The following is a 12,823-nucleotide window of genomic DNA, read 5'->3' as shown; positions in this document are numbered from 1 at the left end:
AGGAGCAAGATACCGATTAGATATACGCCTAATCGGCAATGGGACTATGTTCTTGTCCCTCGACACGTTCCGTCGCAAGATATAAGCACCGTTCACAGGTAGTTTTAAGCCATTGGTATAAGCAGGAGCTTATAGCTTGCGAAATCATCGTTTGATCCTATGATGTCGACCGGCAGCCCCATCTCCCTTCATTTGGTGCTCATTCCTCTATCTTGTAAGGGATTTTTGGTGGCTTCAAGCATAGTTTACAGCAGAATGAGGCCTTGGATCATGCTCCACATGTACTGTCTTAAAAATGTCTATGTATTTCCTTAAAAACTACCTGTTGATAGTGGAACCTCCTTTTTCCGGGAAACTGCCTTTACTTTACTGTACATACACTTACACGAGTCTATGATAGGTTTAGGCAAGCATTTGGCACGAATGTTATATTGTTTGTGTTGTCATTTAGTACATAATAAAGATGCACGATTGATTCTATTCAGCCATGAATGTGAGCGTTTATTAGCTTCCCAAAGTAGTGTGAAGCATTCACCAGTAAGATACAATTAGACGAGATAAAGCAAGGTCATGTATGGTAATTACACAACACAAATTCTGAGGAGTAATTTTACACTATGATCAATCGATTCATCAGCTTATTTTCCATTCCTTCGTATGCGCTACTCTTTATGTGTATGGCATTACAGGGAATGGGCATTTCACTCAGTACCCCCTTTTTATCTATTTATTTCACGGAACAGCTTGGCGTATCTATTGGAATGTTTGGTCTTTATCTAGCCGTTACACTAATTGCAGGAATATGGATTAGTACGCTAATCGGGAGACGTTCTGATCTCGGCTTGAATCGGAAGAGCGTTTATCTTTTCTCTACTCTCTCTAATGTTCTGGCCTTTAGTGGATACTTGTTTATTCAAGATTTTCCGATTTTGTTCATTTACATGACTGTGTTTACTGCCCTTGGTGCACCAGGAATGCCCCAGTTGTTCGCTATTTCTAGAGAAGCAGTGATAAAGAGTCATTTTACGGAGCGTGCGTTTGCTAATTCTACCTTGCGTTCTGCTTTCTCTCTCGGCTTTATTACAGGTCCTTTAATCGGCACTTTATTACTCGCTGCAATTGGATTTAAGGGGATTTTTTTGGGAACGATCGGAGCTTTCCTACTCGTTGCTCTGCTTGTTTTCCTGTTTCTCCAATCAAACACAGAAATGAAGAACAATAATGCTGAAGCGAATATAAAAAGTTTCCGACTGACTCAAAACCGGAATATTTTAATTCCTTTTCTCATTCTGACACTCATGTATACGGCTCATTGGATGAGCAGCATAAACACGGCTCTCTTTATTACAAACAATCTTGGGGGTACGACAAGTCATGTCGGTTTAATCAGCAGTATATGTGCTGCGTTGGAAATTCCCTTTATGATTATACTCGGTCTACTTAGTGCAAAGTATAGTAACCGAATCTTGGTGTTTTGCGGGGCTATTTTTGGAGGAGCTTATTATTTCGTTATACTTATCTCGAACGAGATGTGGCAAATGCTTGCAGCACAAATTTTGCTCGCTGTTTTTGTCGCCGTCATTTCTGCGATTGGAATTAGCTACATTCAGGACCTGCTGCCTAGTATGCCGGGATATGCTTCCACACTCTATTCGAATTCATCCACAATCGGTAGACTGCTTGGTAGTCTTGTTGGTGGTGGAGTAGCCAGCATTGTAGGTTACCGATATTCATTTATCTTCTGCTTTATACTTATCATCATTGCTGTAATTATGCTTGTGGTAAGTGGACGACAGCCTTCAGATGAACCGCAAATTTCAACCTAACTACGTCGATTCAACGGGGTAGTTTAGATTTTTAAGCTTTTTCTACGTATAGGTAATTAACATTGGGCACGGCATTATGCTTGAAGCACTCCCTAAAAAAGAAACCGACCTTGGACCTGCAGAAAACAGGATCAAGGTCGGTTTCTACAATTATAGTTGCAAGAAAATTTTATATAGAACCTGAGCAGCTTCTGCTCTGATTGTCGTTCCGTCAGGACTCAAGGTTACATTGCTTCGCCCGTTTATGAAACCCATTTTAACCATTGCAGCCATATCATCAACTGCGTACTTTGCTACGTTTGCTGCATCTGTAAATCTCTTGAGATCCTCAGCTGTATGGGTCTGCTCAGTTTTCCCCACTGCCCGCAAAGCCCGCATGGTCAGCACAGCCAAATCTTGTCTAGCAATTTCCGTTTCCGGATAGAAGCTGCCGTTCGTGCCCAGGGCGATCCCGAGTGCTTTGGCGATTCCGATTTCCTCATAATAGAGGTCTGTTTGCTTCATATCACCGAAGGTGGTGTTGAACTCTGCTTTGAGATCCAGTGTCCTTACCAACCAAGCTAGATACTCACCTCTTGTGACCTTTTGGCCAGGACTAAAGCTTGTTGCTGATGTCCCGTCGATGAATCCTTTGGACGCCATTGTTTCAATCGCTGGTGCGTACCACGAATCCTTGATGACATCATTGAAGTACTTCTTCGTATAAACAATTGCATATTCACCTGTGTTGGCGGCTGTAAAAACCATGGCTTGCAGAGCACTATCGTATTGGCCATTCAGTAGCTGAACAAACGTACTGTTTGCAGCCATATACGAAACTGTAAGATATTTGGAATTGACCAATTCTTCAACATCAGGAGTATAAGGCAGTCTGATTTCAGCCGGTGCATTCAAGACTACCATTTCTTCTCCATCTAATTGGACAGCGAATGCAATAACAGGTCTGCTGGCTGTTGCGGATTTTACTTCTGAATGTAGCTTTGCCGTATCTAGCCAGCTCAGTGTCAGTTCCACACTTTTGGCACCTGATACATATTTCAGCAAATTAGAAGGTACTGTAGCGGTTCCAAATTCCGTATTAATCTCGATTTTGATGTTGGCATGCGCTGCGGTAAGTGCAGCTGCTGGAAGCTCAACCGCATAGGAATTGGCTCCCTCTGCTTTCGGAATGTCCACCATGATTGTTTTAATATTACTGCTATTCGCCTTTACATGCTCAAGAGCCTTATTAAGGTCTTCCTGCCGGATGGGTGCTCCTTTAGCTTTACCGGTTTTGGTATCCGTCTTTGGTGCCACAATCTTAATCCAATTCCCTTCGACTTTGATGTTTTCAGGAGCCGGTGAAGGCGTGGTCACTGAGACAGGTGCATCCGTTGACGGCGGTGTTTCCGTAGGCTTCGGATTGATGACTGGATTGCTGATAACGACAGTAAGGGATTGGCTCGCATAATGAGTTGCCGTTTCTTTATATCTTACTTCGTAGATTCCGTTACCAAGACCTGTAATCTCTGTGCCTGTGATCGCATTCCAGCTGCCAGCGTCCACTCCTACTTGCCGATATTCCATTACAGGACTTACACCAGTGATGTTACCATCCTTGGCCCCAGCTGCACTGACATTTACAGCCTTGACTTCTGCACTGGACGGCGGACTTTGCTCCTGCTTGGTTCCGTCAGGCACAACGATCAGGATAGCAAGACTTGGATTGCTCATATCCGTTCCGGCGTACCGGAGCTCGTAGCTACCGGCCTCAAGGCCTTCAATGCTGGTTCCACTAACCGGCATGTAACCACCTTGATCCGCCTTTCGGTACTCCATATCGGCAGTCACATTTTCAATTCTGCCATCATTCCCGCCTGCCGCTGTAGGCGGTGTAATGACGAGTCCTTCCGCTGTTGGTGCCTCTCTGTCTGCCTTGGCTTCATTGCGAATGTCCACGGTTACCGGCGGACTTGCCTTTAGGCTGTCTGTGGCTGCATACCGAATCTGATAACCGCCAGGCTCCAGATTGTTGATACTTGAACCTGTAACAGGCGTGTAGTCCTCTTCGCCCAGCTTCCGGTATTCCATCGTATCATTCAAGCCCTCAATTATACCTTTTATGTCGGTATCCGAATTGGCGTGTGAGATCACCCACCCACTCGCATCGGGTGCAGCCTGCTCCTGTGTCTGCCCTTCCGGAATAACGACTTCCTTATCCAGGCTGGCGCTCAGCGAACCAGTCTTCATATACCGGACATAATATTTACCGGCGGTGAGACCTGTGACCTCAATATCTGCAATTGCAATATATTCTTCTTCGCCTTCCTTCTTATACTCCATTTCTGTTGTCACACCGATCAATTTGCCGTCATCTCCTTCAGGAATGGACGGTGCCACACCGGCCGGTGTTACTGGAGCCTCACGATCAGGACTGGATATGGCCTGGTGAACTTCCCATTCCCATAGGCCTACACCGTTATCGCCTGCCCGCGATTGTTTGGTCAGGGTAACCCGTAGTGCCTTTACCTCCAGCATTGGATCAAACGTGTACGGATTTGAAGATTCTGCTGGAGAATGTTCAACCACTTTGATTCCCTCCGTAACCGTTCCCGCTGTTACCCATTCATCAATTGCGCTATCCGCCGGGATGTAGGAATATACAATCTGGGTAGGCGGTTTGATTCCGCCGCCATCTGACCACAGCACCAGATTCGAACTTTGGATAGATGCACCCTGCGGCCATTCATATTGCACCCACTCCTCTGCGCCTTCATGGCCCCAGGTCCCCCAATGCGCAATGTTGTTGCCATCTTTCTTTCCGTCGTTTACTGCAGCCAGACTCTCCCAAGGAGAGGTATAGCTGGAAGAAGCATTTGCGAGGAAGGCCATATTGCCGTCTCTCGGACTGAGCAGACGCAAATCCATCAGCAGCTTCTGAAGCGCCAGAGTAACTTCTTCGTCTGTAGCATTCGTATTCTTGATCACAGCAGATGATTCTGTCTTCGCCGCTTCTATTGGCGCAAGACCTGGATCTGCAAGGTTCGAAGCATTTAATGTATTTACATAGTTATAGACCTTGATCAGTTCTGTCTTATCTACCGCTCCGGTATAGCCGTATACCTTCCATTCCAGAATACCGCTGCCATTAACGGAAGGCTTCATGTCCATACGGACACCTGTAATATAGGCGGGCTCAAAGGTCGTTGTATTGTATTTATTAAGTTCATTGCCCAATCCCTTTATGTCCCGCGGGGTGTACCATTTCCCATTTTCGTCGCGAAGCATAAGCTGCATATCTTTCGGACGGAAGTTCCCGCCGTTGTCTTGAAATACATATACATCTGTGGAAGAGGCCAGGAATGGCTGCTCCCATTCATACGTCACCCATGCCGGATCTCCTTCTCTCCCCCAGTTATGCCATGCACTGTTGGGGGCACCGCGGTTCGGCGAGAAATCTGCCGAGCTTTTAGGGTCAATACCATTATTCATCGCTTCGGGATATCCGTCGCCACCAGAGAAGCTAGCGGAGGCCTTTGCTGTCAGCGCTGCATTTTGCAGCTCAGAATTCACGACATGTACGGTAGCCCAAACCTCCAAAGCACTGCCATCGACGTTTCCTCTGGCTTCGAATTGGCCTGCACTAGCATAGCTGCTTGGATCAATGACATCCCAAGTGATTTCCTGCTCTAAATACCCGTCCTCTGTTAAAATATAAATTTGTCTAGGAAGTTCTGGTACTATATCCTTCTTGGTCACTACGCTGAGTGCCCGATAAACGTCAACGGTATCTTCCTTGATCTCTACCGTTACATCCTTACTGGCCTTCTTGTCTCCGTCTGTAGCACTGAAGGTAAACACGTAGGTGCCTGCCGTGCTTATACGCGCATAGGCTGCTGTTTTGTCTCCATCTACAAATGAAATGTCTGCTGAACCTTCGGGCTTTTGCTTAATGGCCCATGAGTACTTCAACTGGGGTTCTTCTGCCTCACTATGCACAGGGTCAGGAATGGCTTCCCCGGACAATACCACGATACTGTTATTGGCAACATCCTGAACAGCAGTCACTTGGCCGATTGCTGGAGGTTGTTTATCCGGCGGTGAAGCCAGTTCGAAGATTATCTGGCTGGAGCCAGTCAGTTGTCCATCACTTGCGCTAAGCTTAACTGTATATGAGCCTGCTTTGGTACCTGTAGCCTGTGTAATGCTTGCTTTCGGATGAGTAAAGGTTAGCTTGGAGCCTTGTGGGGCGCTGACCACTTCCCATTGATAAGACAGAGTCCCTTCCGGCGCGCCATCATCGGTTACAATCCCATTCAGCATCAATGGAATCAACGCCTGTGGATGCTGTGTCGCCAGCTCTACAGTAATTTGCGGAGCTTCATTTTCACCGCCGGCTAACTTTTCAATGATCAATTCACCACGCTGCATGCTTCCCATCTGAAACATGGCAACGCCTTCATTGTTCTGAACATAGAACTGTCCGGCAGCTGCACCATTCAGCTTCATGGTATAGTAGCCATTCTCCATCCCCACTCCATCGAACAAAATCCGTGAAGTATGCTCTTTCCCTGAGGGATTCAGGAGATGGAGAGTATAACCCTTACCATCTTTTTGAATTTGCGCGCTTTCCACTTTATCGCTTTCTAGCTCTAAATAGATTTTCTCGTTGATCAGATTGATCCGTTTGCCGAAACCGTCTTTCGGCGTAATGTTGTAGCTGTTTCCTTCGTCAGTGACCAGCGCTCCATAACCGAACAGCCCGAATATCGGATCTGTAACAATATCAGAGCTGATGCTGAGAAGGGAACCATAGAGGCCTTCTTCCGATTCGCCCGAAAAATCATTCCAGCCGTTACTCATGACGCGTGATCCGCCATCGTATACGTCCTTCGTACCCGTTCCTCCCTTATACATCGAATATCTCCACGAGGTGCTGCCAACTGAATTAGCCGAAATCTGTCCCATATTGACGGCATTGAAGTTCGAAATCTTCGCGGCATAATTGCGCTGCTGTGCAATTGCCTTCTGCTCCACCGATCTGCCATCATTCTCATACCTTAGCCAGTCATCCATAATGTAACCTGCTAAAGACGCAGTATATTGGAAATTCCACCAGCCTTCACCGCCGCGGAAAACAGGCACGGAATAATGGAACCAGGTAGGTTGAATCCCCCGCATGGCACGTGTTTTCCAATCGGCCATCTCCATACTTTTCTCAGCTGCATCTGTAAGCGCATCTGCTGGATAGTACGTACGCAGCGCCTTCGCTGCTGCATAAGCCCCTTCTTCGCCAGTATTATCATATTCAAATTCCGAACCGTAAGGATAAGTGGCCCTAGTCATATTCCGTCCCTTGTCGAGGGCGAACTTCTTCTGCAGATTGGTAGACTCGGTCTGCATCCCCTCTTCCTTCAGTGCTTCAATCAGATCCGGGATTTGCTGCTCGCCATAGAATCCGATGGCCCCGGTGGAAACGCGCTTATAGTAGATGTTATAAGCTTTCTCCAGATAAAACTGAGGCGATTCCCGGTACTCGATCAGATTAGGATAAGCCTTTTGAATCCGGTACATGTTGAAAAATCCGGTAGCTTCCATGATTTCGGAGAATGTACGTGTATAAGGTTTATCTTTGTCGGTGTATGCTCCAGAGTCTTTCAGCCAGTTCGCAACGATGTAGCTATCCTGCGTATTCTTCATGTATCGTTCCCACATGAAGTCGATCAGGTATGTCTCGATAGAGCGAATTTCATCGGGGTTGGGGGCCAGATAGTTTTTCATGGTCATGAAGTTGATGTTGTCATGGCTCCAGTCATCCCCCCAATGGCTTGTATTTAGATCGATGCCGCTTGTAAGATACCAGTCGAAATAGTTACCGTAAGTCGGACTTTCCGGATTTTTATCCTGTGTTTGCTGGACCATGAATTCGGAATGGGCATCCGAGATTGCATCCAGTTCGGCTAGAACATTGAATTCAAATTGAGTGAATTGATCCACCCATTCGTTGCCGTTCTTTAGCTTATATTCGATACGCACGCTGTTATTGCCGATCGAATCAAACTGAAGTGAATAGATATGATGCTGTTCGCCATTTACGATCTTGGTCTCCACAAACTCAACCGACTCGTTGTAGCCAGGGTTCCCGTCAGGCAGTCCACGTCCGGCCCGCGAGTTGTCAACCATTTCCTTTCTGCTCTTCCCTGGCTTGATATCCGGAATATGTGCTTCGTCAAACGGATCATTCTCTGCCACATTTTGAATATCGATGGACTGTACATCAACGATACTGTCGTCGTAGTGCAAGTCTAGCTTGACAGGCATATTGATCGCTGTCTGGAAGCCCGGCACCGCTAAGGCATCAATCATGCCTGATTTATATAGGATGGATCGGAGATTGGCTTCACGGTCTTCCATCGAAGTCGAACTGTTATTTGGGCTTTGGGCGCTTTCCTGCGGCGTATTGTCACCTCCACGGACTGCTGAGAATTTGAACTTATATGTCTTGGACTCATCCGGTCCTAGGACGAGGCTGGAAGCATCAGTAAAGTATCCGCGTCCCGTTTTTTGGATTTCTTTGGAGTGAATATAAAGCACGTTTAGCCCCGGATACCAGCCACCACTGTCCCCTGTCCAGTTTTTAAAGGTGTCTGCAGCACGTCGCTCTCCTGCTTCATGCATCCAATAATCCACATACTCGATTCGAGCGCCGCTCTCCGGAACAGGAGTAAAGAGCATGAAATTCCCCTCACCACTGGTGCGAATGGCATAAGAATACCCGCTGTCAGCACCTGCGAAATTATGCACCGTCACACGGTCATCATAGGTATCGGATAAGGTCTGATATTTGTTATTCCAAGGCATCGGCAAGCCGATATCCCCAAATTCGATATACTGATTGCTCTTGTTCTTCAGCGTAATTTCCCAAAGCAGTGAACCGTCATCGGTCTCCATATCAAAAACGGATTTCACATCAAAGCCCTTCATTACCCGCTGGTCTGTAGAATTCAGCTTCTGTCCAATAAAGTTGACTTCTACCTTCTTGCCGTCTGCTGATGCGGTCTTGTTCATATAGGGGTTATCCGGATTAATGGTCGAAACTTGTGTAGATCCCCCCGCAGCCAATGTTTTATTGGTATCAACTTCTACAAAGCCGTCCCTGTTATCAGGGAATTGTCCATTGGCACCCGTACGGTAAGAGAAGATCATTTCACCCATCCACTGGTGCTGTGTACCATTCTGCGGTGATGTAGTGTTAGGCAGGACGAAATTGATTGGCTTCCCCTGTTTATTGGTAGGATTGTTGTTGATATAGAGCTCCTCAATCTGACCTAAGTCGCCGACTTTGGCCGACAAGCTGGCATTGGAGATTCCGGTCTTTACTGCAGCCGTCGCGGCCCCAGGCAAAGCGCTAACCTGCAGCGGCAGACTTGAAAATGCCAGGAGCAGCGCGATCATAAGCGGCTTCCACTTCTTCGAAATCATTGTCATTATAACCTCCTGTATATATGTGATCATATCCATTAGGGGTTTAATTCTCTTAAACCGGTAAATATAGGTTCTTCTATGAAATACCTTTGACCGATCCATCGAAAATGACGTTCATTCTTTGTCTAAAGTAGACTTCCTTGTTCGAAGCAGAGGCATTAAAAACAGGAATGTGAACCTTGGGACATCCATTTTATTTCGTCATAGCGCCACTACAAAAGGTAGAATAGAATTTCGTAAGCGCTTTATTTTCTATCTTACTTGCTGTATCATAAAAATAAATGCTCGATGACAACATGAATTTTAAATATTTCAACCTGTTCGGAGGTGCCGGATTGGACTCGCCCATCCTTCATTTCATCACCCCGCCCATTCCCTATTTTATTGATTGCGGACGTGCTCGTTACGAAGCCGGTGAATATCACATTAGCCGCAGTGACATCGGTGTCTTTGATCTAATTGTTGTTACACGCGGTTCGCTCGCCATTAGCGAGAACGGAAATGAGTGGCTTCTGAACCAAGGAGAGGCCCTGATCCTTAAGCCGGATGGACATCATTACGGCAGCGCAGCCTGTAAAACGGAAACGGAAATGACCTGGATTCATTTTCAAACCTTTGGCAGCTGGAGAGAGTCTGCCAACATGGACGAATGCCTCGCCAATCAAGCTGATCTAATCGAAACACATAAGGTGAGCGCATATCTGAACCACTGTGATGTCTGTTCCATCTTCATTCCCAAACATTTGCACATTGCAATCAAAGATATGGAACTGCTGGAGCATTTCTCTCAGCTTGATCAGGAGCCTCAGTCCATGCGCAATTGGAAACGACAGGCGACCTTCCAGCAATTTATGCAGCATCTGGATCTTGGGCTGTCTTCAATGTCCGACGTTGCCGCAATCCGGATTGCCGAGAAAGTTGAACTCTACATCCGCCACAATTACCCGCTACCGATCTCCAATCCGATGCTGCAAAAGGAACTCAACTACCATCCAAACTATCTCGCACGCAGCATGCTGAAAGTGTATGGCATGACACCTATGGAATATCTGCTGCATTACAGAATCGAACAGGCCAAAAAGCTGCTGCTGCAAACCGCCTGGTCCGTTGCTCGCATCGCCGAAGAGATTGGCTTCAATCATGTATCCTACTTCTCTTCCTGTTTCTCGAAAAAAGAGGGCATCTCTCCTTCCAACTTCCGCAGCAAGTTTACCAACTCAGATAAATAAACTGCAGCAGCACTAGTAGACTTCTTCTTATTCGCTTTCGCGAATCCAAACGCTCATTTCTCCTTCATCCCGATTGGCCCAAGTGAAGTAAGGAATGAACCGAAGCTCGACAGGCTGTGTATCCCAGTGGACATTACTGCGATACAGATGTATTCCCCAGTCTTCTTGGGATACGATTCGCTGCCCGATGGTTGTAAGTGCCGGAACCCCCAGAGGCATCCGTTCCCCGCTACCGATATGAAACTCGGCATCCCGGGGCAGCTGAATGCGATGCAATCCGTGGCCATTGTCGACTTCTTCGAGACAGTACATAAATGGTCCTCGCTGGATGGCTACTTTTCCGAAAGTGGCTTTGATGTGATCATGCCCTTTCATCCGAAGCAACTCCGTAGGGAAGTGAAGTTTAATCTCATCACCGGCTTCCCACGAACGGGTCACCTTAATGTAACCGTATTCATAAGTAAACCCATCCTGTTTGCTCTTCTCCCCATTAATCCACAGCTCGGGAATCTTGCACCAATCCGGCTTTCTCAAAGCTATCGTAAACTTCATTCCCTCTGGGGAATCGGGCCGAACGATCAGCTTCACATCTCCAGTGGAAGTATAGTCAGAGTCCATGGTTAGGGCTGCTCTCCTGCCCTGAAGTGTGAATTCCCCTTCCCCTCCGATGTACAATTGCACATACAACGTAGCCTGTTCCACAGCCGGGGTATATACATATTGATCCAATGAAGCAATTAATCGCGCAATGTTCGGCGGACAGCAGGCACAACCAAACCACCCTTGCCGGCGTGTTCGTACGTGGGCATAATTAGGATTCACACGTTGAATCTTCGGATCGACTTCAAGCGGATTCACATAGAAGAAACGTTGACCATCCAGAGACATTCCACTAATCACCGTGTTGTACAGGGCTCGCTCCATAACGTCTGCGTACCGGCTATCCTGCTCCATCTGCAGCATGCGCTTCGCCCAAAAGATCAGGCCAATCGAGGCACAGGTCTCTGCGTAGGCGGTATCTCCCGGCAGATCATAATCGCCTGTAAATGCTTCTTCTTTGGCTGATGAACCAATGCTTCCCGTAATGTACATTCGCTTGCTTACGATGTTGCTCCACAACCGTTCACAGGCTTCTTTCAGCGGTGTATCCTCCGTCTTCGCAGCTACATCTGCCATAGCCGCGCACATGTAAACCAGTCGAACCGCATGGCCTTCTGCTGTCGACTGCTCCCTAATGGGCAGATGGGACTGGGAGTACGTATGACGGTGAACCATGTCCAACTCGCCAAAATGTATGGTGCGGCCCCTTTGCTCCCATTCTTCTTCAAAAAAATGCGGACTCGCTCCCCGCTGATCCAGAAAATAACGGCTCAGTTCCAGATATTTCTCTTCCTTTGTCGTCTCATACAATTTGAAGAGTGCAAGTTCAATCTCCTGATGCCCATCATAACCTGGCAATTGTCCCGGCTCTGTACCAAACACGGTGCCTATATGATCCGCCAGGCGAATAACCACATCCAGCAGCTTGCGTTTGCCCGAGGCATGATAGTACGCCACACCAGCCTCAATCATATGTCCTGCACAATAAAGTTCATGACACTCGGCGAGGTTCGTCCAGCGCGCCCCAGGTTCACGCAGGGTGAAGTACGTGTTTAAATAACCATCGGCTTGCTGTGCCCGAGCTATGGTCTCAATAACAGAATCCACGAGGACTTCCAGTTCCGGGTCGGGCTTCGCGGAGAGCAGGTACGAAGCTGCTTCAATCCATTTCGCAACATCGCTATCCTGAAAAACCATGCCATAATGAACGCCCTCTTCATCCCCTGCAGCAATGCGAAAATTCCGAATGGCCCGGCTTGGTTCAGCTCCTTCGATACGGTCATTGAGCGCCTCCCATTGATAAGGGACAACTACGTTGCGGACCAGTTCAATATAATGTGACCAAAATGGGTCATTGATTTTATGGCTATAACCTGATGTCTGCGTATGGTAAGGGACCTCTGGCTTTGTCATGGGAACCTCTCCTTGTTCTTTTTTGATAACCTTATTTTACAAATCATTACATCAGGCTGAAATCATCATTTCCAACTGAAATTTACATAATTACAACCTTGTAAATATGCTAACCTTATAACAAATCAAAAACTTACCCCTTACAGTTCCTCTCGCTGTAAGTGATTCAAAGCCCGTTCTTTAGATGCACATCTAAAGAATAATCGGACAATGTTCTTGTCCATTCTGGCAATCGATAGAAGTTCTTCACCTTGGCATGGACTAAAACTCGTACCGATCACATAAAAAAAA

The 12,823-nt window shown here is 46.9% G+C and carries 4 protein-coding genes; 2 read left to right on the top strand and 2 right to left on the bottom strand.

What is annotated here, in order from left to right; genetic code table 11:
- The first annotated feature begins 617 nt into the window (after positions 1-617).
- Positions 618-1,826, top strand: a complete 1,209-nt coding sequence (locus MHB85_RS16580; protein WP_192131351.1) for a sugar efflux transporter — start codon at positions 618-620, stop codon at positions 1,824-1,826.
- Between the two features lie 150 nt (positions 1,827-1,976).
- Here MHB85_RS16580 and MHB85_RS16575 read toward each other — a convergent pair whose 3' ends face one another.
- The gene (locus MHB85_RS16575; protein WP_192131353.1) at positions 1,977-9,293 is read right to left on the bottom strand and encodes a DUF5695 domain-containing protein; all 7,317 of its coding nucleotides are present in this window, start codon (positions 9,291-9,293) and stop codon (positions 1,977-1,979) included.
- 332 nt (positions 9,294-9,625) lie between these two features.
- Here MHB85_RS16575 and MHB85_RS16570 point away from each other — a divergent pair, with 332 nt between their 5' ends.
- Positions 9,626-10,519: a helix-turn-helix transcriptional regulator gene (locus MHB85_RS16570; RefSeq protein ID WP_192131958.1), complete on the top strand. Its 894-nt coding sequence runs from the start codon at positions 9,626-9,628 to the stop codon at positions 10,517-10,519.
- A 27-nt stretch (positions 10,520-10,546) separates the two neighbouring features.
- On the opposite strand, the gene MHB85_RS16565 is transcribed toward MHB85_RS16570, so the two are convergent.
- On the bottom strand, positions 10,547-12,532 hold the full coding sequence (locus MHB85_RS16565; protein WP_192131355.1) for a glycoside hydrolase family 127 protein: 1,986 nt from the start codon (positions 12,530-12,532) through the stop codon (positions 10,547-10,549).
- Positions 12,533-12,823: the final 291 nt, after the last annotated feature.

The organism is Paenibacillus sp. FSL K6-4396 (genome assembly GCF_038002525.1).
In the GTDB taxonomy this organism is placed as follows: Bacteria; Bacillota; Bacilli; order Paenibacillales; family Paenibacillaceae; genus Paenibacillus; species Paenibacillus amylolyticus_B.
The sequence above is the reverse complement of the archived record's forward strand: the minus strand, read 5'-3'. Positions and strand labels throughout refer to the sequence as shown.